This window comes from Citrobacter sp. Awk 2, assembly GCF_028069815.1.
Taxonomy (GTDB): domain Bacteria; phylum Pseudomonadota; class Gammaproteobacteria; order Enterobacterales; family Enterobacteriaceae; genus Citrobacter.
Genome location: NZ_JANEWL010000074.1, coordinates 1 through 24,367, shown reverse-complemented (window position 1 = coordinate 24,367; position 24,367 = coordinate 1). Strand labels below are relative to the sequence as shown.

Annotated in this window: 28 protein-coding genes; 7 read left to right on the top strand and 21 right to left on the bottom strand. The window is 52.2% G+C overall.

Translation table 11 applies throughout. The features are described 5' to 3' along the window. Positions 1-48 precede the first annotated feature (48 nt). From phsA to NNO02_RS16865, 7 genes are all read left to right on the top strand, one after another. Positions 49-2,322 (top strand): thiosulfate reductase PhsA, encoded by a 2,274-nt coding sequence (gene phsA, locus NNO02_RS16895; RefSeq protein ID WP_271455311.1) that lies wholly within the window; start codon positions 49-51, stop codon positions 2,320-2,322. A gap of 14 nt (positions 2,323-2,336) precedes the next feature. Continuing rightward, positions 2,337-2,915 carry a thiosulfate reductase electron transport protein PhsB gene (gene phsB, locus NNO02_RS16890; protein ID WP_271455310.1) on the top strand — a complete coding sequence of 193 codons (579 nt, stop codon included), beginning with the start codon at positions 2,337-2,339 and terminating at the stop codon, positions 2,913-2,915. Then, on the top strand, positions 2,912-3,679 hold the full coding sequence (phsC, locus tag NNO02_RS16885) for a thiosulfate reductase cytochrome B subunit (RefSeq protein ID WP_271455309.1): 768 nt from the start codon (positions 2,912-2,914) through the stop codon (positions 3,677-3,679). Before phsB ends, phsC begins: the two co-directional genes overlap by 4 nt. 151 nt (positions 3,680-3,830) lie before the next feature. After that, positions 3,831-5,003 (top strand): serine-type D-Ala-D-Ala carboxypeptidase DacD, encoded by a 1,173-nt coding sequence (gene dacD, locus NNO02_RS16880; RefSeq protein WP_271455308.1) that lies wholly within the window; start codon positions 3,831-3,833, stop codon positions 5,001-5,003. A gap of 124 nt (positions 5,004-5,127) precedes the next feature. Continuing rightward, on the top strand, positions 5,128-5,595 hold the full coding sequence (gene sbmC, locus NNO02_RS16875) for a DNA gyrase inhibitor SbmC (protein WP_005128054.1): 468 nt from the start codon (positions 5,128-5,130) through the stop codon (positions 5,593-5,595). Between the two features lie 107 nt (positions 5,596-5,702). Beyond that, complete coding sequence (locus tag NNO02_RS16870; protein WP_137382382.1) at positions 5,703-6,761, top strand: FUSC family protein; 1,059 nt, start codon at positions 5,703-5,705, stop codon at positions 6,759-6,761. Between the two features lie 238 nt (positions 6,762-6,999). Then, positions 7,000-7,335 carry a DUF496 family protein gene (locus tag NNO02_RS16865; RefSeq protein WP_005128046.1) on the top strand — a complete coding sequence of 112 codons (336 nt, stop codon included), beginning with the start codon at positions 7,000-7,002 and terminating at the stop codon, positions 7,333-7,335. Between the two features lie 37 nt (positions 7,336-7,372). Here NNO02_RS16865 and NNO02_RS16860 read toward each other — a convergent pair whose 3' ends face one another. The 21 genes from NNO02_RS16860 to pduA form a co-directional block, all read right to left on the bottom strand. Then, positions 7,373-8,239, bottom strand: a complete 867-nt coding sequence (locus NNO02_RS16860) for an L-threonine kinase (protein WP_271455307.1) — start codon at positions 8,237-8,239, stop codon at positions 7,373-7,375. 92 nt (positions 8,240-8,331) lie between these two features. Next, a complete protein-coding gene (locus NNO02_RS16855) occupies positions 8,332-9,546 on the bottom strand; it encodes an acetate/propionate family kinase (RefSeq protein ID WP_271442436.1) in 1,215 nt (404 codons plus the stop codon). Continuing rightward, entirely contained in the window at positions 9,531-9,983 is a 453-nt protein-coding gene (pduV, locus tag NNO02_RS16850) for a propanediol utilization protein PduV (RefSeq protein ID WP_005128040.1), read from the bottom strand. The genes NNO02_RS16855 and pduV overlap by 16 nt, the downstream gene beginning before the upstream one ends. Positions 9,984-9,987: 4 nt before the next feature. Next, positions 9,988-10,338, bottom strand: a complete 351-nt coding sequence (gene pduU / locus NNO02_RS16845) for a propanediol utilization microcompartment protein PduU (protein ID WP_048212006.1) — start codon at positions 10,336-10,338, stop codon at positions 9,988-9,990. Further along, positions 10,338-10,892 carry a propanediol utilization microcompartment protein PduT gene (pduT, locus tag NNO02_RS16840; protein ID WP_271455306.1) on the bottom strand — a complete coding sequence of 185 codons (555 nt, stop codon included), beginning with the start codon at positions 10,890-10,892 and terminating at the stop codon, positions 10,338-10,340. Before pduT ends, pduU begins: the two co-directional genes overlap by 1 nt. A 2-nt stretch (positions 10,893-10,894) precedes the next feature. Continuing rightward, entirely contained in the window at positions 10,895-12,250 is a 1,356-nt protein-coding gene (gene pduS, locus NNO02_RS16835) for a cobalamin reductase PduS (protein ID WP_271455305.1), read from the bottom strand. Then, on the bottom strand, positions 12,247-13,359 hold the full coding sequence (locus NNO02_RS16830; protein ID WP_271455304.1) for a 1-propanol dehydrogenase PduQ: 1,113 nt from the start codon (positions 13,357-13,359) through the stop codon (positions 12,247-12,249). The genes pduS and NNO02_RS16830 overlap by 4 nt, the downstream gene beginning before the upstream one ends. A 10-nt stretch (positions 13,360-13,369) precedes the next feature. Continuing rightward, positions 13,370-14,755 (bottom strand): CoA-acylating propionaldehyde dehydrogenase PduP, encoded by a 1,386-nt coding sequence (pduP, locus tag NNO02_RS16825; protein ID WP_271455303.1) that lies wholly within the window; start codon positions 14,753-14,755, stop codon positions 13,370-13,372. Then, positions 14,752-15,759, bottom strand: a complete 1,008-nt coding sequence (pduO, locus tag NNO02_RS16820; RefSeq protein WP_271455302.1) for a two-domain cob(I)yrinic acid a,c-diamide adenosyltransferase PduO — start codon at positions 15,757-15,759, stop codon at positions 14,752-14,754. The genes pduP and pduO overlap by 4 nt, the downstream gene beginning before the upstream one ends. Before the next feature lie 8 nt (positions 15,760-15,767). After that, positions 15,768-16,043 (bottom strand): EutN/CcmL family microcompartment protein, encoded by a 276-nt coding sequence (locus tag NNO02_RS16815; protein WP_271455301.1) that lies wholly within the window; start codon positions 16,041-16,043, stop codon positions 15,768-15,770. A 3-nt stretch (positions 16,044-16,046) separates the two neighbouring features. Continuing rightward, positions 16,047-16,538: a microcompartment protein PduM gene (gene pduM / locus NNO02_RS16810; protein ID WP_271455300.1), complete on the bottom strand. Its 492-nt coding sequence runs from the start codon at positions 16,536-16,538 to the stop codon at positions 16,047-16,049. After that, complete coding sequence (locus NNO02_RS16805; RefSeq protein ID WP_271448971.1) at positions 16,535-17,167, bottom strand: phosphate propanoyltransferase; 633 nt, start codon at positions 17,165-17,167, stop codon at positions 16,535-16,537. Before NNO02_RS16805 ends, pduM begins: the two co-directional genes overlap by 4 nt. Beyond that, positions 17,167-17,643, bottom strand: coding sequence for a BMC domain-containing protein (locus tag NNO02_RS16800; protein WP_271455299.1), 477 nt, complete (start codon positions 17,641-17,643; stop codon positions 17,167-17,169). Before NNO02_RS16800 ends, NNO02_RS16805 begins: the two co-directional genes overlap by 1 nt. Before the next feature lie 24 nt (positions 17,644-17,667). Next, positions 17,668-17,943 (bottom strand): propanediol utilization microcompartment protein PduJ, encoded by a 276-nt coding sequence (pduJ, locus tag NNO02_RS16795; protein ID WP_001057752.1) that lies wholly within the window; start codon positions 17,941-17,943, stop codon positions 17,668-17,670. Positions 17,944-17,962: 19 nt separating this feature from the next. Further along, positions 17,963-18,313: a glycerol dehydratase reactivase beta/small subunit family protein gene (locus NNO02_RS16790; protein ID WP_271448969.1), complete on the bottom strand. Its 351-nt coding sequence runs from the start codon at positions 18,311-18,313 to the stop codon at positions 17,963-17,965. Then, entirely contained in the window at positions 18,303-20,135 is a 1,833-nt protein-coding gene (locus NNO02_RS16785; RefSeq protein WP_271455298.1) for a diol dehydratase reactivase subunit alpha, read from the bottom strand. Before NNO02_RS16785 ends, NNO02_RS16790 begins: the two co-directional genes overlap by 11 nt. Before the next feature lie 15 nt (positions 20,136-20,150). Next, on the bottom strand, positions 20,151-20,669 hold the full coding sequence (gene pduE / locus NNO02_RS16780; RefSeq protein ID WP_137382368.1) for a propanediol dehydratase small subunit PduE: 519 nt from the start codon (positions 20,667-20,669) through the stop codon (positions 20,151-20,153). 14 nt (positions 20,670-20,683) lie between these two features. Continuing rightward, positions 20,684-21,358 carry a propanediol dehydratase medium subunit PduD gene (gene pduD, locus NNO02_RS16775; protein ID WP_271442448.1) on the bottom strand — a complete coding sequence of 225 codons (675 nt, stop codon included), beginning with the start codon at positions 21,356-21,358 and terminating at the stop codon, positions 20,684-20,686. Between the two features lie 10 nt (positions 21,359-21,368). Continuing rightward, complete coding sequence (gene pduC / locus NNO02_RS16770; RefSeq protein ID WP_271442449.1) at positions 21,369-23,033, bottom strand: propanediol dehydratase large subunit PduC; 1,665 nt, start codon at positions 23,031-23,033, stop codon at positions 21,369-21,371. An 18-nt stretch (positions 23,034-23,051) separates the two neighbouring features. Then, complete coding sequence (gene pduB, locus NNO02_RS16765; protein ID WP_137382366.1) at positions 23,052-23,864, bottom strand: propanediol utilization microcompartment protein PduB; 813 nt, start codon at positions 23,862-23,864, stop codon at positions 23,052-23,054. After that, complete coding sequence (pduA, locus tag NNO02_RS16760; RefSeq protein ID WP_003030255.1) at positions 23,864-24,145, bottom strand: propanediol utilization microcompartment protein PduA; 282 nt, start codon at positions 24,143-24,145, stop codon at positions 23,864-23,866. The genes pduB and pduA overlap by 1 nt, the downstream gene beginning before the upstream one ends. Positions 24,146-24,367 lie beyond the last annotated feature (222 nt).

The window sequence follows — 24,367 nt, the reverse complement described above, 5'->3', positions numbered from 1 at the left end:
ATTTAAAGGCCATATAATCATTGGATATATCTAATAACAGGAGGTTATATGAGCATTAGTCGGCGTAATTTTTTGCGAGGCGTGGGTATTGGCTGCTCGGCCTGTGCAATAGGCAGTTTCCCACCTGGCGCACTGGCGCGAAATTCGCCAGAGAGTATTAAAGGGAAAACATCCCTGACGCCAAGTCTGTGTGAAATGTGTTCCTTTCGCTGTCCAATTCAGGCTCAGGTGATTAATAATAAAACAGTTTTTATCCAGGGAAACCCTAATGCCCCTCAGCAAGGCACGCGCGTTTGTGCTCGCGGGGGCAGCGGCGTTAGCCTGGTAAACGACCCGCACCGGATTGTGAAACCGATGAAACGCACCGGGCCGCGTGGCAGTGGCGAATGGCAGGTCATTAGCTGGCAACAGGCGTATCAAGAAATTGCCGAAAAGATGACGGCAATAAAAAATCAATACGGGCCGCAGGGCGTTGTCTTCTCCTCTAAATCCGGTTCGCTTTCCAGCCATTTATTTCATTTGGCGACGGCTTTTGGCTCACCAAATACCTTCACGCACGCTTCAACTTGCCCAGCAGGTAAAGCCATTGCCGCCAAAGTGATGATGGGTGGGGATTTAGCAATGGATATCGCCAATACCCGCTACATGGTCTCTTTTGGACATAACCTCTATGAAGGAATTGAGGTTGCCGATACTCATGAACTGATGACCGCACAAGAGAAGGGCGCGAAGATGGTCAGCTTCGACCCCCGACTGTCGGTATTTTCCAGTAAGGCGGATGAATGGCATGCGATTAAACCGGGGGGAGACTTACCGGTGCTGATGGCGATGTGCCACGTCATGATTACTGAAAAATTGTATGACGCGGGATTCGTTGAACGCTATACAACAGGTTTTGACCAACTGGCAGAGGCGGTACAAGAGGCCACGCCGGAATGGGCACAAAAGTTGGCCGACGTGCCTGCAGATGTCATTACCCGGGTGACTCGTGAAATGGCGGCCTGCGCACCCCATGCTATTGTCAGTCCTGGTCACCGTGCGACTTTTTCGCAGGAAGAGATCGACATGCGGCGCATGATTTTCACCCTCAACGTGCTGCTGGGAAATATTGAGCGCGAAGGCGGCATGTACCAGAAAAAAGCCGCTGCAACCTACAATAAGCTGGCGGGAGAGAAGGTGGCTCCGGTGCTGGCGAAACCGGATGCCAAACTCCCTAAGCCAACGGCGCAGCGTATTGACCTGGTCGCGCCACAATTCAAATACATCGCTGCGGGTGGTGGGGTGGTGCAGAGCATTATCGATGCTGTGTTAAACCAGACGCCTTATCCGGTGAAAGGATGGATTATGTCCCGGCATAACCCTTTTCAAACTGTGACCTGTCGGCCGGATCTGGTCAAAACCGTTGAGCAGTTGGATCTGGTGGTCAGCTGCGATGTCTATTTAAGCGAAAGCGCGGCCTATGCCGATTACTTGCTACCTGAATGCACCTACCTCGAACGCGATGAAGAAGTCTCTGATATGTCGGGGCTGAATCCGGCCTATGCGCTGCGCCAGCAGGTTGTCGAGCCTATTGGTGATGCGCGCCCAAGCTGGCAAATCTGGAAAGAGCTGGGCGAGCAACTGGGTCTTGGGCAGTACTATCCGTGGCAAGATATGCAAGTACGCCAGCTGTATCAGCTCAATGGTGACCATGCGTTATCTGCTGAACTGCGCCAGAAAGGGTATCGGGAGTGGGGCGTTCCACTGTTGCTGCGCGAACCTGAATCGGTACGCCAGTTTACTGCGCAGTATCCGGGAGCAGTGGCCGTTGACAATGACGGTACGTATGGCGAACAACTGCGCTTCAAATCCCCATCCGGAAAAATCGAACTTTATTCTGAAGAACTGGAAACACTCCTGCCGGGCTATGGTATTCCTCGTGCACGCAATTTTGCGCTCAAGGCCGACAATGAACTCTATTTCATTCAAGGCAAAGTCGCGGTTCACACCAATGGCGCGACGCAATATGTTCCATTACTCAGCGAGCTGATGTGGGATAACGCGGTGTGGATCCACCCGAAAACGGCTGGAGAAAAAGGGATTAAAAGCGGCGATGACATCTGGCTTGAAAATGCGACGGGTAAGGAGAAAGGCAAAGCGCTGGTCACTGCTGGTATTCGACCCGATACGCTGTTCGTCTATATGGGATTCGGCGCCAAGGCCGGCGCAAAAACCGCAGCGACAACGCATGGGATCCACTGTGGCAACTTGCTTCCACATGTGACCAGTCCGGTATCCGGCACGGTGGTCCACACCGCTGGCGTTACGCTTCGTCGGGCATGAGAAAGGAGAACATCATGAATCAGTCAACAAATCCGTATGTCATGCTGCATGACGAGAAACGCTGTATTGGTTGCCAGGCGTGCACGGTTGCCTGCAAAGTCCTGAATGACGTGCCAGAAGGTTTTAGCCGGCTGCAGGTGCAGATCCGCTCACCGGAAAATGAACCTGAGGTGCTGTCTCACTTCCAGTTTGTCCGCGTCTCCTGCCAGCACTGCGAAGATGCGCCTTGTGTCAGCGTCTGTCCGACTGGCGCTTCGTTTCGGGACGAAAACGGCATTGTGCAGGTGGACAAGTCCCGCTGTATTGGCTGTGATTATTGCGTTGCCGCCTGTCCGTTCCATGTGCGCTACCTGAACCCACAAACAGGAATTGCAGATAAATGTAACTTTTGCGCGGATACCCGTCTGGACGCTGGACAATCGCCTGCCTGTGTTTCCGTATGCCCTACGGATGCGCTGAGGTTTGGTCGCCGTGATGACCCTGAAATTCAGCACTGGATTCACCAAAAAGAGGTTTACCGTCAGCAGGATACGCGTAGCGGTGCAGTAAGCATTTTCCGGCGTAAAGAGATTCATCAGGAGGGAAAAGTATGAATTCTATCTGGGGAGCAGAGCTTAACTATGCGCCAGACTACTGGCCGCTGTGGCTCATTTATGCAGGCGTAGTCATTCTGTTGATGATTGCTGGTCTGGTGCTACATGCAATGCTGCGCCGAATGCTGGCACCCAAAACGGCTGCTGGAGAAGAGCACCGTGACTATCTTTACTCATTGGCTGTCCGCCGTTGGCACTGGGGAAATGCGCTGCTTTTTATTCTGCTTCTGCTAAGCGGTTTGTTCGGCCATTTTTCTATCGGACCGGTAGCTCTGATGGTGCAGGTGCACACCTGGTGTGGATTCGCATTACTGGCTTTCTGGATTGGCTTCGTCATGATCAATGCCACCAGCGGCAACGGTTGTCACTATCGTGTGCAATTCAGCGGGTTGATAACCCGTTGCCTGCTGCAAACGCGTTTTTATCTGTATGGGATAATGAAAGGTGAGGCACATCCGTTTGCGGCAACAGCGGAGAATAAATTTAACCCTCTGCAACAGTTGGCCTATCTGGCCATCATGTATGCGTTGGTTCCGCTGTTAATTATTACCGGGTTACTCTGCCTTTACCCGCAGATTATCGGCGCCGGGCCGGTGGTACTGGTGCTGCATATGGTGTTGGCGATTGTTGGCATTCTGTTCATTTGTGCACATATTTACCTGTGCACATTGGGTGACACGCCGGGGCAAATCTTTCGCAGCATGATTGACGGCTATCACCGTCATCGCAGCCATCATGCAGAAACCTCATCACATAAAGGCTAATTCTGCGCGTATTTTGCAGGGGAAGCCCGTCTGATATTCTTTCTTTAACAGCAAGAAAATGTGCCTTATGTCACATTTTCTTGCAATTTATCCATGTTTGTTCGGCAGAACTTCCGTAAAAAGAACGGCTATTTCTCCTGGTTATGAGGACATGCTGTTGAAACGCCGTTTGTTTATTGCCGCTTCGCTATTCGCGATAAGTTTTTCGTCCGCTTATGCGACTGATGTCGCCAGTTTTGCACCCCGGCCTCCTGCCATCAATGCTGGCGCGTGGGTGCTTATGGACTACACCACGGGCCAAATCCTGACCGCCGGTAATGAACACCAGCAACGCAACCCCGCCAGCCTGACCAAGTTAATGACCGGCTATGTTGTCGATCGTGCGATTGATAGCCATCGCATTAGCCCAACGGATATCGTCACTGTCGGGCGTGACGCATGGGCGAAAGATAATCCGGTGTTTGTCGGCTCATCATTAATGTTCCTGAAAGAAGGCGATCGCGTTTCGGTACGTGATTTAAGTCGCGGCTTGATTGTTGATTCCGGCAATGACGCATGCGTCGCGCTGGCTGATTACATCGCGGGTGGACAGCCACAGTTTGTTGCGATGATGAACAGTTACGTTGAGAAGCTGAAGCTTAAAGATACACATTTCGAAACGGTGCATGGGCTGGACGCGCCAGGCCAGCATAGCTCGGCCTACGATCTGGCCGTGTTGTCCCGGGCGATTATTCACGGGGAACCTGAGTTCTACCACATGTACAGTGAGAAGAGTCTTACCTGGAACGGTATCACGCAGCAAAACCGTAACGGACTGCTGTGGGATAAAACGATGAACATCGATGGCCTGAAGACCGGGCACACATCCGGGGCAGGATTTAACCTGATTGCCTCCGCAGTTGATGGACAGCGTCGCCTGATTGCCGTGGTGATGGGAGCCGAGAGCGCGAAAGGACGCGAGGATCAGGCACGCAAACTGCTGCAGTGGGGGCAACAAAATTTTGATACGGTGCAGGTGTTGCGTAGCGGTAAGCAAGTCGGCGTCGAACGAATCTGGTATGGCGATAAAGAAAACATTAGCCTCGGCACCGAGCAGGATTTCTGGATGGCGCTACCTAAGGCTGAAGTCCAGAATATCAAAGCAAAATATGTTCTTGATAAGAAAGAACTGGTAGCGCCTATTGCCGCGCGTCAACGCGTGGGGGAAATTGAACTCTATGACAGGGATAAGCTGGTAGCGCATTGGCCACTGGTCACCCTGGAATCGGTCAGTAAAGGCGGCGTATTTTCGCGTCTGAGCGATTACTTCCACCATAAGGTGTAATTTTTCACCCATGCTACTGACTGGCAAGAGTGCGAAACTGCTCACATAATAATCACTATTTCCTTGTGGCCGTAATACACAAAAATTACACTGTATATAAATACAGTGTAACGACGGAGGTTATATGGAGTACGAGATAAAGCAGGTCGATAAACGCAGGATTGCCGGTTTTCACATGGTTGGACCGTGGGAGCAAACGGTAAAGCAGGGTTTTGAGCAGTTAGTCATGTGGGTGGATGACAAGCAGATAGTGCCGCTGGAATGGATCGCCGTTTATTACGACAACCCGGATGTTGTGCCTGCTGACAAACTGCGCTGCGATACTGTGGTTTCCGTCGCAGAGAATTTCGAGATCCCAGAGAACAGCGAAGGAGTGATACTGACTGAACTGGCCGGTGGTGAGTATGCTATTGCTGTTGCTCGTGTTGAAAATCATGACTTTGCGACGCCATGGTATCAATTTTTTAATCTTCTGCTGCAGGACGCAACATACCAGATAGCAGCCAAACCCTGTTTTGAGATTTATATGAATAATGGCATGGAAGACGGTTACTGGGACATCGAAATGTATGTGCCAGTACAGCCGAAGTAGCTGTTTTTTGCGTAAATCAGGGTGAAAGTCCTGCTGATAACGGTGATGTTTTCACTAAAAAAGCAGGTACAATTCTGTTCTTTGCTATTCCCTGACGGAGTGGATGAGTGCGTGCCGATAAGTCGCTGAGTCCTTTTGAAATTCGTTTGTATCGTCATTATCGCGTGGTGCACGGTATTCGCATTGCGCTGGCGTTTCTTCTTACTTTTCTGTTGGTTCGCCTGCTGGATATTCCTGAAGGTACATGGCCTCTGATCACGCTGGTGGTGATTATGGGGCCCATTTCATTCTGGGGTAACGTCGTCCCAAGAGCGCTTGAACGCATTGGCGGGACGATTCTGGGCTCAGTACTTGGGCTGGTTGCTCTGCGTCTCGAACTCCTGTCACTTCCGCTTATGCTGATATGGTGCGCAGTGGCGATGTTTCTCTGCGGCTGGCTGGCATTAGGTAAAAAACCCTATCAGGCATTGCTGATTGGCATAACGCTTGCCGTCGTCGTCGGGGCTCCCGCGGGTGACATGAATACAGCGTTGTGGCGCGGTGGCGACGTGATTTTGGGATCGTTACTGGCGATGCTGTTTACCGGTATCTGGCCGCAGCGGGCATTTATTCACTGGCGTATTCAACTGGCGCATTGTGTCACGGGGTATAACCGGGTGTATCAGGCTGCGTTGTCACCTAACTTGCTCGAACAGCCCCGACTGGAGAAGCATTTACAACAACTACTGAGTGACGTTGTCAAAATGCGTGGACTAATTGTTCCTGCCAGTAAAGAGACCCACATCCAAAAATCAATCTTTGAAGCTATTCAGACGGTTAACCGCAATCTGGTGTGCATGCTTGAGCTGCAGATCAACGCGCTGTGGGCGACGCGTACCAGCCACTTTGTGATGCTGAACGCGCATACCCTGCGTGAAACTCAGCTCAGAACGCAACAGGCGCTACTGACGATCACTCATGCACTATATGAAGGTAATCCACAGCCGATACTCGCCAATACGGAAAAACTCAATGACACCGTGGAGGAGTTGCGCCAACTCATCGCTGAGCATAAGGGCGATAATGTTGCTGAAACACCTATTCACGGCTATGTCTGGTTGAATATGGAGATGGCGCGGCAGCTGGAATTGCTCTCACATTTAATTTGTCGCGCGCTGCGCAAATAAAGAGCAGATGAGGGGATTGGTTCTACTGCTGCTTCGATTCAGCAAAGATTAAGGGTATGATATTGAAAAAGGCTAAAACCATTGGTAACTACAATGGCTTTACCCTCGATAATTCAGGTTTCAGCCATGCATTATCAATGCAGATGCAACTTGAAGTATGGCGGGCATGAAAGTAATGTTGACCCACTTTAGCCGTTGTTTTAACGAATCCGAATCTCACATTATCAGGGGTGTAAAAATGGAAACTACCAAGCCTTCTTTCCAGGACGTGCTGGAATTTGTTCGTCTGTTCCGTCGTAAAAACAAACTGCAACGTGAAATCCAGGACGTTGAGAAAAAGATCCGTGACAACCAGAAACGCGTCCTGCTGCTGGACAACCTGAGCGACTACATCAAGCCGGGCATGAGCGTTGATGCTATCCAGGGTATCATCGCCAGCATGAAAAGCGACTATGAAGATCGTGTAGATGATTACATCATCAAAAATGCAGAGATCTCTAAAGAGCGTCGTGATATCTCTAAAAAGCTGAAAGCCATGGGTGAAGTGAAAAACGGCGAAGCGAAAGCAGAGTAACGTTTTATGACAGTAGGGGCGCTGCTAAGCGGCGCCCCTACTGTAGTTTTACCCCGCCAGTTACCATCCGCAGTAAATGCTGCTCAGGCCAGTGAGTTGTCAGTTTTTTCTGTGCCAGCATCCATTTGATGTAATCAACATCATGACGTTTTCTGTCCAGCATCAGACCCACCACGCTGCCGCTGTGCGCAACATTCACCCCGTATAAATCACATTCTTCTACCAGCGCCAATAGCGAATCGAAATCTGGTTTTGGCAACAACATTTGGCTGGCGATTGCGCTAAGCGTGGCAGCCTCTCCCATTCGATAGGGATTTTGACTAATACAGGCTTCCTGTACTTTTTCCCATGCGCGTTTAAGCGCGGGAGCACCTGCCTGTAGCCCGGGCTGGCGGGGAATGCGGTGATAATCTGCGGTACGTAGTGTTTCCGGGCTTTCCAGAACCAACAGGTCAAGCTGGGGCTGCGCTTCACAGGGAATTTGCGTAGAGGCGTCGTTATGATCGAAAAGGGTTAACTGACGGAAAACGGTGCTGTCGGTAGGTTCAAGAGAAACGCAAAGCTGCGCCAGTGTAGGTTCATCTAGCTGATGACCCAGAAAATGAGCGGTGGCAAGCGCGGTGGCGGCAATATCCGCGGTGCTACTGGCCATTCCTTTCGCAATGGGAATCGTTGACTGGATATCTATTCGAATATCCTGACTGATATGCGCCGGGTAGTGCCAGTGCTGCAATAACCGGTCAACCATCGCTCGCGACAATGGGCGTTCATCCACTTGTGGTGAACCAGAGCAGACCTCGACGGTGCTATACCATTCAACCGGGCAGGAGACCAGTTTCTCACTGCCCAGAATCCAGCCCTGGATAAGTTCTCCGCACGATGCGGGACATTGCGCAACAGCCACGTCTTCACCTTTGTGATCAGCAATCCTCGGCGCATAGTGTCATGGCGATCGCGCTATTACCATGATTTGCCGCAATTTGCGGTGCGGCAGGATTAAGCAGGAATGCCCAATGTCACAGTTTCTGATATCGCTATACGCATAACATCCTGCGCGATCATCAACTCTTCATTGGTATTTATAACGGCCACTTTGACCAGCGCAGTTTCAGTTTGAATAAAGGTTGCGTTGCGCTGATTTTTTTCATCATCAACGGCCAGACCTAAGAAATTCAGATTGTGGCAAATCGCAGCGCGTGCTCGGGCTGAGTTTTCACCAATTCCACCCGTAAATACCAAAGCATCCAGGCCGCCCATCTGCATAATATAACTGCCTATTGTGGCGCGAATTCGTTCTGCAAACAGCGTAAGTGCGAGTGCAGCCTGTGAGTTGCCTTCATCTGCGGCGCGTTCAACATCACGATAGTCTGATGAGATACCGGAAACCCCAAGTAATCCCGACTCATTGTTGAGGAGTTGGTTAAGTTGCTGTGGTGTTTTACCTTCGCGCAGGGCAATCCACGGCAAAATAGACGGGTCAATATCTCCGCTGCGCGTACCCATCATCACGCCAGACTGTGGTGTAAAGCCCATCGAGGTATTCACCGATTTTCCGCCCTTGATGGCACAGATGCTGCTGCCATTACCAAGATGACAGCATACGACGCGCAGTGCGCTGAGCGGGACGCCCAGCTTTTCAGCCAACGCGGTACTGACGTATTTGTGGCTGGTACCATGAAAACCGTAACGCCGAATTCCCAGCTCTGAGTAATAGCGCCAGGGCAGAGGATAAACAAAAGAAGGCTCCGTCAGCGTCTGATGAAAAGCAGTGTCAAAAACTGCGACGGCGGGTGCTTCGGGTAATAGCTGACGAAAAACTGCAATCCCCAGTGCATTAACCGGGTTATGCAGTGGCGCCAGTTCTGCAAGACGCTCGATTTCGGCCAGTGTTTCATCGTTGACGAGGGCGGAGTCTTTAAAAGACTCACCACCATGTGCGACGCGATGACCGACGCCATCGATCTCTTCCAGACTCTTGATGATGTTCAGGCTAAGCAGTTTTTCCAGTAACAGCGTTACTGCTTCACGGTGATCGGCAACGGGTAACGTCTCCTGCCATTTCTGTACGGGTGTTTTAAGCGTGACCTGCGCGTCAGACATCCCGATACGTTCAATCAGTCCCTGGCAGATCATTTCACCCTGCGGCATCGCCAGTAACTGAAACTTAAGTGAAGAGCTACCCGCGTTTATGGCCATTATTTTGTGAGACATGACGGTTCCTTTGCATTCAGAAAAATGAACATCTCATCGACCCCGGTATTCTCCAGCGCGCTGGTGATAAACACGTTCTGCGCTCCTGCCTGAACCAACCAGCTTTCTACGAGTGAAATCCTCTGAGGGTTAGCTAAATCGGCTTTGGTGACGAGGCCGATAACAGGTCTGTTCATTGGGCCAGTAAAGCCGGGAGAAAAAGGTGACCATGGGGCGTCGGCATTCAGTACCAGAGCGATAATGTCGGCTTCGCAGGCGCTGGCCAGTAACGCACTGTACAGGCAGCGGTTCTCAAGATATTCACCCGGCGTGTCTATTGTCGTTGGCGACCAGACAATCGCCTGAGTTTTCTGGTAATGAAGTGCTTCTCCGCGCAGGCATTGTGTGAGTGAGGTTTTACCGCACTGGCTGGGGCCAATTAGCATGATGCGTTTCATGTGGTTACGTCCGGGTAATAGGACACGCAGTAAAACGCATCATTTCGCCAAGCGTTCTGGTAACCTGTTTCAGCGCGTACTCAACAGCTGAAACATCACCCGTCAGTACGACTGCACCGGTAAAACGATCGAGAAATCCGATCTCTACCGCACCAGATTTCGTGGCGATATCACAGGCGATAATTGAGGCTTCACTGGGCGTAATGGTTAAAATACCAATGGCCGAGACTGAGTCCTGCAACCCCAACTTTTTGAATAAATCCTTACCAGGATTAGCAATAAGGTGCGCCAGTGTGACCTGCTTGCCGGGTACGTATTCCTGGATCATGCGATCCGTCGGCGGTTGTCTGTCCATTATCCCTCCACTATTTGCCGCCACATGCTTTCATGCGGGCGTGGTATGACGGAGCGATAAACTAGCAGACCTTTTTCCCCGGCGCTTTCGCTGGCGACTGTCACGGCGTTATTGACATCGGAAACATCGCCCGCGACAACCATGTAGCATTTACCACCAATACCGAATGCCATATGCACCCGTACCAGCGTGACATTGGACGCTTTAACTGCACGATCGGCGGCACAGATACACGCCGCTACGCTCCAGGTTTCAACAATCCCGACAGCCTGATGCTTATCCACACTGTTAAGTCCGCTAATTGCCGGGAGAATGCTGGCATGAATGTTTGGGAGCACCAGACTGTCGACGAGCATATCGCCTGCAAGAGATGTCCCTGTTGCAATGGCCTGCTGTACTGCGCCTACGTCACCCCCGAGCATCAGTAAAAACTTTCCAGGGCAGATGGTTTTGCTGACCAGCAAATTCACATTCGCGCTTTTTAGCATCGCATCACCGGCTTCCATCCCTTTGGCGATGCTGGTGAGTTCTAAAATCCCTATAGCCTGAGACATGATTAACCTCTTATTACCGTGATGGATTGCCCGGTTATCTCGCTGACAAGACCGTCAATACTGGCGTGGACAGGTGCGCCTAACGCGCCTTCGGGTACATCAGCAACACATTGGCCACGAACAACACGCTCACCTTTTTGCACGCAGGGGATAGCGCTGGCGCCAATATGCTGGCGTAACAGCAGTGTTGTTTCGTCTGTGGTGTAATCTGCCTCAGACAAGGGCGCGTCGTGGTACCAGTCGCTGAGGCCAAGTTTGGTGATGAGTCGTTTAACCGGAATCAAACGGTACTTCGCCATTTCGTCTTCAGGATTTAGTGGTCCCTCATAACGATGATTAAGCGCCCGTAGTTCACGTTTGAGCATACGGTTGATGCGCATCGGCGAAATGCCTACCGGACAAGCCACACTTTCACAGACATTGCATTCTGAACAGGTCAGGGCAGTGAGCAGCAGCTGCGGGGTGGCTGCCTGTTGGTAGTTCACTGCGCGAACCAGCAGATGCGGTGATAGTTCATGACCGATTAAGTGTCTTGGGCATAAATCAGTGCACAGACGACATTGCTCGCAAACGGTTTTTGCAACCGCAAGCACGGTGCGTTCGTCCTGCATTCGTCGTTGAATCAGCGCATGGGATTTGGGCAATACCAGTAGCCCCCCGGTGGTCTTGCTCACGGGGGTATCCAGCGAAGTAATCAGGCCACCCATCATCGGACCGCCGTTGATAAAACCAGGATCGTCAACGGTGGCGCCACCCGCCAGTGTCAGGACTTCGCGTAAAGGCATACCGATGGGAACACTCAGCGTTAACGGTCTGGCGACCGCACCGTTGACGGTCAGCGTGCGACGGGTAACGGGGTACTGCTGTTCAACCGCTCTGGCGATATTGAGCACGGTCTGGACGTTATTGACCACCACGCCTACGCTAACGGGCAGCGCGGCTGGAGGAACCCGCCTTCCCGTTGCCATCCAGATGGTCAGCACCTCGTCACCGGCCGGATACACATCGGGTAAAATATGTAACCTGATGTTGGTCGGTAAAAGTGGTGTTAACGCATTGATGGCCTTTTGATATTTTTCTTTGAGGGCAATAATGCCTGTATTGGCCCCTGTTGCTGTCATGGCATACTGAACGCCACGTATCAGCCTCGCCGCTTGCACCGCCATTAATTGTTGATCGACTTTCAGCATTGGCTCGCATTCTGCGGCGTTCACCAGAAACGTATCAACCTGCGCCTGGAGTTTAACGTGTGCAGGAAACCCTGCACCACCGGCCCCAACCACGCCTGCTGCACGCACGCGATCGCGTATCGTTTGTGCGTCATAAAGAACATGTTCTGCCGTCATGGCTGTACTCATAATAATTCCTCAAGCAGTTCCTGAATGGCACTGGCATCGGCTACGCGGGGATTGGTTTGCAACGTGACATCAGCCAGTGCGGCCTGAACCATCGACGGTATACGTTGCGACCAGGTATGCTTCTCGTCTTTCAGTGCATCAACAAATGACGGTAACGCGCACTGTTTTTTGAGTTGTTCAATATGATGAATGAGCGCATTGAGTGCCGCCGTATCATTCGTACTATCCGGGCATAAATGGCAGGCTTTAGCGAAACGGGCATAGCGCTTTGCTGCCCGCGGGTCGCGTGCATTAAACTGAATGACACGAGTGAGTAACAGTGCGTTGGCCAGCCCATGGGGTAAGTGAAACTGACCACCGAGCTGATGGGCAATAGCGTGATTGATGCCCAGCCCCGCCTGGCTAAATGCCATCCCTGCCAACGTAGAGGCATTGTGCATTTTCCCCCGAGTAGCCAGGCAATCACCTTTGCTAACCGCAACAGGCAGGTACTGGAAGACAATTTGCGCGGATTTTTCCGCCAGCGCATCCGTGAAATCACTGGCTTTTGTCGATACATAGGCTTCCAGTGCATGTGTCAGGACGTCCAGTCCGGTATTCGCAGTAATAGCGGGTGGTACGCTGACAACCAACATAGGATCAAGAATGGCCATGTCAGGGTAGAGCGCGTTATTAAAGAGTGGATATTTAATACCTTTCTCTGGATCGCTGATCACGCAGGCACTGGTCACTTCCGAGCCTGTACCGCTGGTGGTGGGAATTGCCACACAGGTTTCGATTTCAATGCCAAACTGACGGCTGAACCAGACGATAGCTTTGGCGGCGTCAAGTGCGGAGCCACCGCCAAAACCAATCACGACATCCGGTTGCAGGGACTGCATTTGTGCAATCCCCTGGACTACCGTACTGATGGTGGGATCGGGTGTTATATCACTGAAAATGCTGATGCGGTTATCCGCGGGCAGCGTATTTCGCAGCTTTTCAATCAGGGGGGAACGTGCGAGAAAACCGTCGCAAATAATCCAGATATGCTTATTGGAGAAGCGCTTAAGCACATCCAGACTTCCCTGGCCGCTGTACAATTGTGTTTGCAGTGAAAAGCTATTCATAACGGCCTCATTAGCGAATAGAAAAACCGTTGGTGAGCACGCAACGACGAGAGCGTGCGAAAGTTCGCGCTGACGTCGTGCCTTCACCAGTAGGGGTAGCGATAGTAAAGGTGGTAAAGCCTTCACCACCGACACCAATACCGGCGTAAGAGGGGCCATTTTTCACAAAGATAGAGGTCTGAAGGGTGCGGGCAGCAAGATTCAGACGTGACACGTTTTGTGAATGCATGATGGCAGTGTGATGCAGTCCCTCTTCAACTTTCAGTGCCAACGCCAGTGCACTGTCAAAATCCTTTACGCTCACGATGGGCAGCATTGGCATCAACTGTTCGCTGGTGACCCATGGATCGTCAGCATTGACGATGCCAATCAACAGGCGAGGTGTTTTTGCCGGAACCGGTATGTCCGCAGCTTCAAGCAGGGCTGCTGGACTCTTTCCAACCAGTTTTTTATTGGCTATGCCTTCAGGCAGACAGGCGGCGCGCAGTTTGTTGATGTCTTCGTTGTGCAGAAGTAACGCGCCAAAAGACTGCATTTGTTGGACCAGTCGTTCAGCAACAGCATCGACAACAATCAGGCTTTTCTCAGCAATACAGGGCAGGTTGTAATCAAACGATGCACCGTTGATGATATCTTCAGCTGCTTTAACCAGGTCAGCAGTTTCATCCACAATACAGGGCGGGTTTCCTGCGCCAGCACCAATAACTTTCTTCCCGCTTTTCATACCCATAGCAACAATGCCAGGGCCGCCGGTAATCGCCAGAACTGCGATTTTAGGGTGAGCCATCATCTGCTGGGTAGCTTCAAAAGTAGGTTCTGTGACCGTGACGACAAGATTCCTAATCCCGCAGCAGCGGAAGGCAATATCTTCAATCATGGCAATCAGTTTCAGTGATACCACTTTTGCGCCAGGGTGCGGGCTGAAGTAAACGCTGTTTCCCGCGGCCAGCATGCTAATGCTGTTATTGATGATGGTTTCCGTGGGGTTCGTACTTGGCGCAACGGAGCCAATCACCCCAAATGGAGAATACTCAAACAACACCATGCCACCGTCACCGGTAAGTGCAGTGGTGGTGAGGTCTTCGATGCCTGGGGTGTTATCCAGCGCAGCTTTATTTTTAAGAAACTTATCCTCTTTGTTACCCATACCCGTTTCTGTTGCGCTTTCAGCGGCCAAAGAAGCCAGATGAGGCGTCAGTTCTTCCCGCAGGGCGTTTATGATGGCGCTGCGGGTTTTTAGCGGACATTGCTGGTAACGCAAAAAAGCCTGATGAGCGGCATCGATCGCTTCACCGACGCACGGAAAAATTCCGTTACCCTTAACGTCTGTTTTTGCCGGGGCGAGTTGCTCAGTCAAAATGTTGCGGATAAGGGTTTCAAGTTCTGAAGTATTCATTGATGTGTTCTCACGTTAATCGCCGCAATGGCCGTTTCTGCAATGTCCATATCCTGCTCAACGCTTCCTCCGCTGATGCCAAGACCCCCAAGGAGTAAACCTTCGCGCCATAATGCGTAGCCGCCTCCAAAGGTGACGATTTTTCCCTGCATATGGCTTTCCAGACCGTAAAGTGCGGCGCCCGGCTGAACCGCGGACGTCAGTTCGTGCGTGGCAGTTTTCATTGCGACGGCGGTCCAGGCTTTTTTCGGTGCCAGCTCACTACTGACGAGCAAGGCATCTGGCATGCGCCATGTCACTGTAGGCGTACCATTGGTATCCACTATGCTGACAACAACAGGGACCTGGAGCTCTTCAGCGCGCGTTACTGCCGCGCGTGTCAGTTGATGGAGTTCGTGAAAAGACAAAGACATAGTCGACTCCCTGGTGACTGCTGTGCGAGTGGCCGCAAGATAGCGCTCCGCCACTTTCTGGATAATGTCGTTTTGATGGGCGTCATGATCTTCTGCGCGTGCAAGCGCATATAAACAGTCAGACAGGCGGTTGATATAACGCATCAGTACGTGTCTGACGGGGATTTCGCTGGAGAGCTCGACCAGTCGCCTCTCTGCGCGGCGAGCCAGCGTGCGGGCAAAGTGCAGACGACTGGCGGCTTCGCAGCGGCCAGGTAAAATAAAGCTGCGCAGGGGCGGCATTCTTCCCATTGCGGTATCAATGGCGGCTTCCAGCGCCGCAATTTCTTCCGAACTGATGTAGCGCTGATCGGGAGTGGGCTGTTCGCTCTCGCTGGCCAGTTCGGCACTGAACCAAAACAACTGCAATTGAATATCTTCAAGTAAGAGACGATGTTGCTGACTTTTTACCGCGCAGGCACACAGGCTCAATGCAGCATTGAGTTCATCCAACGTACCGTAGGCCTCAACGCGCGGATGCGATTTACTCACGCGTTGTCCGGTAAAAAGCGCTGTTGTGCCAGCGTCGCCAGTGCGGGTATAAATCGCCATAGTTCCTCCTAACGAGAAAGCGTGTCGACGATGCCGACGATCGCCAAATCGATGGCCTCATTAGGGCCGGAAAAAACATGCCTGGCGCTCGAACCGCTACTGAGTAACACCAATTCGCCAGTCCCTGCACCGACTGAGTCAACCGCGACTTCATCTCCGGTAACGGGGGAGGCGGGGAGCTCTCCGTCAGTGCTTACCCGGCGTACCAGCAACAGTTTTTTCCCCACCAGCGATGGTGACTTTTGCGTAGAAACCACAACGCCTGTAACCCTTGCCAGATACATGGTTCACTCCTGCTTAATTAATTGAATATTTCGCGTACTAACCGCTTCCCGAGCCAGTGCCGTCACGACACAGCGACGACGCAACACCAGGATGCCACCGTTAAGTTGGGCAACATCGGCATAACTTAAGAGCGTTTCAGGATGCAGCATGACGATGTGCCCCAGTTCATTACTGAACTCCAGCGGCAGTCGCGTGAGCTTTTTCACGGGGAGTGCCGGTAGCAGCCGATGCTGTAGAGTGATTTTTACGCGAAGTCCGCATGCCAGCGCCTCGTGGATTGTTACCGCCGCGACACTGGACGGAATGCAATCTGCAATTTTCTCCAGTAAAGGCAGGTCTGCCTGCAGGAGGTGCAGTGACGAGTACTGACAACATAATGTCCGGGAATCGATTTCCCGTAACTGTGCGACGCTCAGCGTGATGGTACTTTCCGCGCGTTTTTTGAGCCGGGAAACAACTTCCTCAATGATGCGTTGCAGCAGTTCGTTGTTCATCGTGGGGTCACCAATGTGGCAAATGCCTGCGGATTATCAGCGCCTGCTGCATTGGCTTCGTCTGTATCGATATGCATCTCAAGGCGCATATCCGGTGAAACGCGTACGGCGACATTATCGAAAATCAGTCGGCGTTCATCGCCATTGATAGCCACGGAGACTTTATCTCCATGAGATACGCGCAGTATCAGCGCATCCAGCGGCGACATATGGATATGTCGCTGAGCAACTATAACCCCGGAGGGTAAGTCCAGTTCAGCAAAGGGGCTGATAAGACGAATGCCAGGCGTTCCCTGAATATTACCGGACATGCGTAGCGGTGCTGCGATGCCTAATGTGCGGGCGTCGGTACGCGATATCTCCACCTGGCTAGTACTCCGCAGTGGACCAAGCAGACGCACATTCTTTAACTGACCTTTCGGTCCGACCAGTGTGACGGTCTGGTCTGCGGCATATTGTCCGGGCTGCAACAGGCCCTTTTTCTCGCTAATCGGCTGATTAGGGAACAGCCGAGTGTAGTCCTCGGCGCAAAGATGGATGTGGCGGTTCGAAATCCCGAGAGGAATAGGGCGTTCACGCATTTCATCCAGTACTTTACTGACCGTTGTTTCCAGTTGCTGTTTATCCATTACGCTTCACCTCGTTTGCCTGAATGCAGGCAGAGAGCGCGTGGCTCGCCTTTCTGGCGAGGGCAGGCAGGGTCAAGACACAGATTGCAGCTAATCAACTCTGCCTGTTGCGCTGCTCCAGGTAATGCAATTTCTGTAGCCATCTCTTCTTGCTCTTGCGATACATCAGGTATCGCTGTTGGCGTTGGCGTTGGCGCTGGCTGCACGGGCACACTGTGGGAAAGAATGCCTTCTCCGGGCCTGGAAATGACCCTGTGCGCGACCAGTCCATTTTGCCGTTCTGCTAAACTGGCACCGGTGGATATAGCCGCCTGAACGGAGGCCACATCCCCGATGATTTTGATCACCGTCCAGCCTGAACCGTTGGTTTTTTCGAGGCCCACCAGCGTGATGGAAGCGGCTTTCGCCATGACGTCCGCGCAACTGATGGCTAATGCCAGACCACTAACTTCAAGTAATCCCAGTGATTGCTTCACGCTGTGCTCCTTGTTTACGGCGATTTATGCGGATTTAGGTAAAATGGCTTCAACGTCGCTGTGTGGACGTGGAATAACGTGACAGGATTTCACCTCTCCAACAGCACTCGCTGCTGCGCTTCCTGCATCTACGGCGGCTTTTACGGCGCCGACATCTCCGCGGACCATCACGGTGATAAGTCCTGAGCCAATTTTTTCGTAACCAACCAACTGCACATTTGCGGATTTCACCATGGCATCAGCGGCTTCAATAGCGCCGACGAGCCCTTTTGTTTCAACCAGTCCCAGTGCGTTATTCATACTGCTTTTCTCCTGTGGATTATGAGTGGCAGTCCCGGAAGGGGATGCCTTTTACCAGTCGCGCAGCGTTATTACCAATGCTCCGGCGAGCGTGGCTATTTTGTTGATACGTCAGCGTAAAAAGTGGCGCTGAGGTGGGTAGATTCTTATAGTGCACAACCAGCTTTTCCCGGCTGCATCCAATGCCGACCAGCAACGGTGACTGACAAGCGGCCAGCCATGCGTTGTGGGTAATGTCAGTCGAGTGGGTCTGTTGAATCACGAAGGGGATACCTTCTTCTTCAATGCCCAGCAGAACGTCATTCCAGATGTTTGCGCAGTCACCCATGGCGAAGATCACGATAGCGGGTACAGTGAGGTTACTTTCCATGAGCGAATGCCTTGTACCAGGAGAGAATTAACCCCGTCGCAACTGCGTTGCGCGGACCTTCCGAGCCCCGAATATTGCCGCGACCCGCGACCAGGCGATAATGAGCCAGCGCATCAGTAACCAGTTGCGGAACTTCGAAGTCCAGCGAGGAACCTCCAACCAAAACGACAAAGGGGATGTCCCGAATATTCCCGGTCGGGCTAACCTGTCGCAGCGCCCTCAGCGCGTTGGTCACAAAAACACGCTCTTTAGCGCTGCGACGAATAGCACGCACTTTTTCCAACGCCAGATCGCCGGGCAGTGGCACCAGTTCATCAGGTTTTACAACGCATACGCGAGCGAAAACGGCAGGAGGGAGAGGCGTAGGGAAGAACTGAACGCTGCCATCTTCGTGACGCAGGTGGAACAAGCTCTCTACTTTCGCCAGCGGGTACTTCTTGATCTCTTCCGCCAAATAGCGGTCATCCAGACCCAGTTCACGGGCAATAATCATCGTGACCATATCGCCTGCGCCCGCTAGGTGTGTGGCAATAATGTCGCCCTTAGGATTAATGATAGAGGCGTCAGTAGACCCGGCCCCAAGATCCAGAATAGCCAGTGGACGTGTGGTACCCGGTGTGGTTAAGGCGCCCAGAATAGCGGCTTCGGCTTCAGCACCACCAACCTGCACATCAATGTTGAGTTTTTGCGTGATTTCCTGGGCAATCATCGCCATTTGCAGACGATCTGATTTCACCATAGAAGCAATACCAACGGCCTGTTCCAACGAAAACTCGCCAGCAAGTCCCCCGGTCACGCTGACTGGAACTGAAGTATCAACGGCCAACAGATCCTGAATAAAGATTTCATGGCTGGGTTTGTTGGTTAATTCAGCCATTGTCTGGCGAACGTGCTCTAGCATGCCGCCAATATTGGTTCCCGCCTCTCCGGTGACGTTATCCAGCTTCGGGCATTCACCAACCGCTTTCATAATCGCGTCGGCACCTGCTGCGACATCGACGCGTACGGTTCGTCCCTGCGATTGCAGTTCCAGGTTCCCGGCAGGGATTGCACGAGCCTTCACATCACCTGATGGCGTTTTCACCACTACCGCAGAGCGGTTGCCAATCAGCGCGCGGGCCATCGGGACAATGTTTTTGGTCTCTTCTGCGCTAAGGCTAAAGACAGTTGCGATTCCGTACGGGTTAGAAAGGGTTTCGATAACCTTGCCCGGAACCGCGACCTCAATGGCAGCCAGCATGCCCAGCGGGATGCGGTCGATATGAAGGACTTCATCGACGATGGGCAGGGGATGAGTCAGACGATTACTGACCAGCACGCCATCGTCCTGTTGCAAAATAACGCCAGTCAACTGGTATCCGGCGCGTGCGGAAGCATTAATCATCGTGGCGACATCGGCAAAATCGAAAGCCGATGAAACGACCAGGATATAAGGCGTATCCGCCGGACGGCTCAGGAGCTCTTCCGGCGTAATGGTTACACCAACGCCTAACCCGACACCGCCAGGCGTTTTGGGGTTGTGACCGATCATGGTGGATTCTGTGATGATGGTTTCGGTGATGGTTTCCATCGCCACGTCACCGATAACCGGTGTGGCTTCGTTAATACGGATGAGCGAAATATCGCTGACATTAATGCCGGCATTTTTTGCCGCCTGTGCAAGTGCCTCCTGAATACCAAACACATTACGCAATGTGCCTTTAATTCCGGTGGTTTCCGCCAGTGCGCTGCCGGAAATACTTAGCACGCCAGTCTCATCCAGGGTTGCCAGTGCAACTTCCGTTGATGAGTTGCCTATATCAATGCCAGCTATATATCGCATCGTTTCACCCTGATGTTAGTCGTCGCCTTTAAGTTTCTTGCGCTCTACATACAGCGCTGCTGCTTCACGAACGAACGCGGCACAGATCTTCGCCTGATAGCGACTCTCCAGATCGTCGGCGATGGCCATCAACTCGTCTTTCGTTGAGCGATAAGGCCGTAACGCGTTGTAGATCTCAAGAATGCGGTCGTCAGGTACAGCAGTCAGTTCGGCTGCACGTTCGAAGTTCATCGCCAGTCTGTCACGGCCGGCGTCTTTGGCGATGTCCGCCTGAATACGCAGCGTTTCAGGTGTGATACGCATATCCTGCGCGGTCACTTTATTGCTCAGAACATTTTCGAGCGTGAAGTCATCCAACGTTTTGTTGGTTGCGGTTTTGACCCACTCAGGATGCTTATTCGCCAGCGGGTAATCCGTAACTTTTGCGGTATGTGCTGGAGCTGCCGCCGTAACGGGAGAGGTTGTTTCTCCTTGCAGACTGTTCATCCGGCTCAACACATCCCGAACCATCGATTCAATTGCGTCGGTATTCATGGAGTTATCCTTTATCAAAGCGCCACGCGCAGTTCCTGCGGGTTTTTGCCCGTCACGACGTATTTGGTCTCTTTAATGTGCAAAATGGCTGATTTCGCCTGATACTTCGGACGCGCCATTTGGTCATTTAGCGTCGGGACCGGTTGCGGAGACTCACGCTTGGCGTAACGCGCAGCGTTCTTACCAATCTGACGGTAGGTTTCCAGCGTCAGCAGCGGTGCCTGTGGGAACAACTCCAGGTTAGAAAGCGGCGGTAACCCTTGCTGGTGGATAACCGTGGTGCCTTTGGACTGGATGCCAATTGAGATCCCGGAACCACTCAGGCGGTTACCTTCCACAGCCACAAACGCAACATCGGAAGATTTAAAGCAACGGATTACGCGTGCTTTAATTCCCTCTTCTTCAATACCGGCTATCACTTCGCGCAAAATATTTTTGTGCGGAATACCGACGATATTGACGGTTTGTGAGAGACCAAACGCCGGACCTACGGCAATAATGACTTCGTCCTGCTGCTGACCTTGTTTGGCTTCGCCAATTTCGGTCAGAAAGCCGTCGCCCTGTACCGTTGCAGCCTGTGGCGCACTGGTCGCGGCCGATGCGCGAAAAGAGACGGGTTTATCGCTGGTCTGCATTTCAGCCAGCACATCCTCAATTATCTGACGCAGCAGTTTTTCATTGATTTCCATTGTTCACCCCTTAGCCAAGCTCGTTGGGATCAAGTGCGCCAGGGATGTTTTTAATTTCTTCCCAGCGTTCGCCTTGCAGGCGATAACCTGTTGCCGGACCGGCATAATCGTTGACGTCATTCACTGCGGAAAGCACTTGTCCGTCGCCGACGATAATGGCGGAGGTATGCAGATAGTCTCCGGTTAACTTGGCTTTTTGGATGTTGAGCATGTCTTGAGCAACATCGGTAAACCCACCCTGAGCAAGGGCTTTCACCACTTCCAGGCCGTTACGGTTTTTATTGATGATCTCTTGCGCAAATTTGATGTCTTCAACGATGTTACGCTCTGGCATATCTTTTGAACCGTGGGCGTAGGTTGCGGCCTCGACTTCTTCGTCGGTGATTGGCGGTAATCCCATCCCGGCGAATACGGCCTGCAGTGCGCGAGCCGCTTTATTGCGAATGGCGATAACGTCTTCTTCACGCACCGGACGCAAACCACCGTCGACTTTCAGATCGCGCTGGATGACGTTGTAATCGTCAAAATCTTCGGCATCCTCGTTGGAACCGGCGAACATGTTGTCGTAGTTCGGAACAGCGGAATAACCAGATGAAATGAAATCTGTACCCGGCAAGAATTGCATCAGCAGACGAGCAGTACGACGCATATCGGAGTGGGTGAAGGTCTGGTCGTTACTGGAGGCGCATTCCAGATCCAGTGACGAGCAGATCAGGTTTTCCGCCAGTACCGCGCGAATGCCTGATGGCACGGCAGACGGTACGCCGATGCAGCTTACGGAACCGTTTTGCAAACCCTGAACGCCAGCCGCCTTGGTGATGTAAATGCAGCGTGCTTCCAGATAAAGCATCGATTTGCCTTCGGCGTAGCCCATCTGAACTTCTGAACCGGAGCCAGAAGTGAAGCGCATTTTCAGGCCACGTGAGGCGTAAGAAGAGGCTAAGAAACCTTTCGACCATGGCGTATCGTCACCATCGGTGAAGACCGGTTCGGTGCCGTAAACGGAAATGGTTTCGGCGTAGCAAGTGTGGCCCAACATACCGAGCTTCAGCTCGGTGGCTTCTTCCAGGGAGCACTGCGTCAGTACGCCCGGACGACCAACCTGAGAGCCGACCAATAGCGCGATGGCGTTGAACGGCGCGTAGCGTGCTACCGCAACCGTGGTTTCTTGTTCGTCAAACCCACGCCATGCGCCTTCGGCGGCATCGGCAGCAATCTGTACCGGGTTGTCTTTAACGTTAGTCACGTGCGCTTGTTGAGAAGGGGTTCGGCGGGCACGCATTTTCTGCATTGCCATCATCATCTCAACGACGTTCATGTGCGAAACCACTTCCACAATTTTCGCTGGCGTCATTGCAGTGGTCAGAGGAACAATGTCCATACGCTTGACGTTAGGGTCGCAAAGCATATTGGCGAGTTTAACCGAGTCCATCGCCATCACCTCTTCAGCGCGGGCCAGGTTAATGCCGTAGCGCGCGATGAAGTGGTCAATCAGATCAAATTCACTGACGGATTTGCCGTCCAGTTCAGTGACGATACCGTTGACGATTTTAATCGACGGCTTAGGGTCGTTCGGGCTTTCCATCGCAATGAAGCCTTCTTCGATCCACTCCTTAACGAAGCCGTCCTGATTCACAGGGCGTTTCGCCAGTGCTTCAAATCTTTTCGATCTCATGAATCAGCCTCACTGATATCAGATATAGGACGGACGGTCGTTTTTGGGTTCTGAGCCCAGGGTCGCCAGCACGGTTTTACCGATCTCACGGGCTGAGATAACGGCCTGACGCACAGCCCCAGAGTCACCGGAAATGACCAGAATGGCTTCGTTGCTGAAACTGGTGCCATGAGCGGGAGAACTGTAGGCCACCACTTCAACATTGGCGGATTTCAGCGCCGTATCGGCCATCAGTACACCAACGGAGGCAGGGGCACCGACGATAACGCCACAGGCACGACCAATTGGTGCTCCGAAGGCTTTTTCCAGCGCGTAGCTGGCGCGCGCCGTGTATTGCATTTCGATGTGTCCGGCTTCGTTGGCATATACATCGCCAAAGGTGCGATCCAGTTCTTTCAGCGCAACTTCAATCCCGCGCTTCACGTCAGAAACGTCGTTACCGCCTAAGATAATCAGCGAGCCGTGACCCGCGCCGCCTTTGGTATCACGAGGAAGCTCAATACTGACGACTTCAGTATTTGTGGCTTTTACCGCTTCATCGGCGGCCATGATGTGTGGGCCTGCGCCTGTGCGTGCGCCGAGGATACCGATGGAGCGATAGCGCTTTTCAAGTTTCATCGCGTCCAGTAAGGCACTGTCTACGTTGGCGATTACCAGACCGACGGTGTCGCCAATCGCAGTACCGACAAACTCCGTTAAACTGCAGCTCTTCTCTGCCATAGCCGTTTCTCGTGTTGGGTGAGTATTTTCAGGGATAGCCTGTTGTTCTGGCGTTGCCACACGAGCAATCACCTGCGCCATGATCTGTTCAACCAGCTCATTGCTGCTCATTAGCTAATTCCCTTCGGTAAGATTTTTTCGACATCGGTGTGAGGGCGTGGGATCACATGTACGGCTTTCACTTCTCCCACGTTGCGTGCGGCGGCGGCACCGGCATCTGTTGCTGCTTTAACCGCGCCGACATCACCGCGAACAATGACTGTTACCAGCCCTGAACCAATTTTTTCGTAGCCGACCAGCATCACATTGGCTGATTTCACCATTGCGTCTGCGGCCTCTATGGCTGCAGTTAAGCCTTTGGTTTCTACCATTCCTAACGCTTCTTGTTGCATAAAGACCTCGCCTGGGTTGTCCCGATTTTCATGACTATAAAAAGAAGCGAGGAAAAAGAATGGCTGACTTGAAAGTGTGAGTGAAAAAATAGTGAGGATATGGTGATATAAAATTGCTGAGAATTGTTGTAATTCATTGTTTTTAAATGATTTATTGAATATTGTCAATATGACAAATTAGTTATGTTAATTCCATATTTACACTTTTTGAGGTGACAAGAT

Excerpts from the sequence above, each read along its gene's own strand:
- pduJ (WP_001057752.1), bottom strand. The coding sequence starts at position 17,943 with ATGAATAACGCACTGGGACTGGTTGAAACAAAAGGGCTCGTCGGCGCT.
- phsA (WP_271455311.1), top strand. The coding sequence starts at position 49 with ATGAGCATTAGTCGGCGTAATTTTTTGCGAGGCGTGGGTATTGGCTGC.
- pduP (WP_271455303.1), bottom strand. The coding sequence starts at position 14,755 with ATGAATACTTCAGAACTTGAAACCCTTATCCGCAACATTTTGACTGAG.
- NNO02_RS16815 (WP_271455301.1), bottom strand. The coding sequence starts at position 16,043 with ATGTATCTGGCAAGGGTTACAGGCGTTGTGGTTTCTACGCAAAAGTCA.
- NNO02_RS16830 (WP_271455304.1), bottom strand. The coding sequence starts at position 13,359 with ATGAATAGCTTTTCACTGCAAACACAATTGTACAGCGGCCAGGGAAGT.
- NNO02_RS16855 (WP_271442436.1), bottom strand. The coding sequence starts at position 9,546 with ATGTCTCACAAAATAATGGCCATAAACGCGGGTAGCTCTTCACTTAAG.
- sbmC (WP_005128054.1), top strand. The coding sequence starts at position 5,128 with ATGGAGTACGAGATAAAGCAGGTCGATAAACGCAGGATTGCCGGTTTT.
- NNO02_RS16805 (WP_271448971.1), bottom strand. The coding sequence starts at position 17,167 with ATGGATAAACAGCAACTGGAAACAACGGTCAGTAAAGTACTGGATGAA.
- pduC (WP_271442449.1), bottom strand. The coding sequence starts at position 23,033 with ATGAGATCGAAAAGATTTGAAGCACTGGCGAAACGCCCTGTGAATCAG.
- NNO02_RS16790 (WP_271448969.1), bottom strand. The coding sequence starts at position 18,313 with ATGGAAAGTAACCTCACTGTACCCGCTATCGTGATCTTCGCCATGGGT.
- phsC (WP_271455309.1), top strand. The coding sequence starts at position 2,912 with ATGAATTCTATCTGGGGAGCAGAGCTTAACTATGCGCCAGACTACTGG.
- NNO02_RS16785 (WP_271455298.1), bottom strand. The coding sequence starts at position 20,135 with ATGCGATATATAGCTGGCATTGATATAGGCAACTCATCAACGGAAGTT.
- dacD (WP_271455308.1), top strand. The coding sequence starts at position 3,831 with ATGCTGTTGAAACGCCGTTTGTTTATTGCCGCTTCGCTATTCGCGATA.
- pduT (WP_271455306.1), bottom strand. The coding sequence starts at position 10,892 with ATGTCTCAGGCTATAGGGATTTTAGAACTCACCAGCATCGCCAAAGGG.
- pduV (WP_005128040.1), bottom strand. The coding sequence starts at position 9,983 with ATGAAACGCATCATGCTAATTGGCCCCAGCCAGTGCGGTAAAACCTCA.
- pduD (WP_271442448.1), bottom strand. The coding sequence starts at position 21,358 with ATGGAAATCAATGAAAAACTGCTGCGTCAGATAATTGAGGATGTGCTG.
- pduB (WP_137382366.1), bottom strand. The coding sequence starts at position 23,864 with ATGAGCAGCAATGAGCTGGTTGAACAGATCATGGCGCAGGTGATTGCT.
- phsB (WP_271455310.1), top strand. The coding sequence starts at position 2,337 with ATGAATCAGTCAACAAATCCGTATGTCATGCTGCATGACGAGAAACGC.
- pduO (WP_271455302.1), bottom strand. The coding sequence starts at position 15,759 with ATGGCGATTTATACCCGCACTGGCGACGCTGGCACAACAGCGCTTTTT.
- NNO02_RS16865 (WP_005128046.1), top strand. The coding sequence starts at position 7,000 with ATGGAAACTACCAAGCCTTCTTTCCAGGACGTGCTGGAATTTGTTCGT.
- pduA (WP_003030255.1), bottom strand. The coding sequence starts at position 24,145 with ATGCAACAAGAAGCGTTAGGAATGGTAGAAACCAAAGGCTTAACTGCA.
- pduU (WP_048212006.1), bottom strand. The coding sequence starts at position 10,338 with ATGGACAGACAACCGCCGACGGATCGCATGATCCAGGAATACGTACCC.
- pduE (WP_137382368.1), bottom strand. The coding sequence starts at position 20,669 with ATGAATACCGACGCAATTGAATCGATGGTTCGGGATGTGTTGAGCCGG.
- pduS (WP_271455305.1), bottom strand. The coding sequence starts at position 12,250 with ATGAGTACAGCCATGACGGCAGAACATGTTCTTTATGACGCACAAACG.
- pduM (WP_271455300.1), bottom strand. The coding sequence starts at position 16,538 with ATGAACAACGAACTGCTGCAACGCATCATTGAGGAAGTTGTTTCCCGG.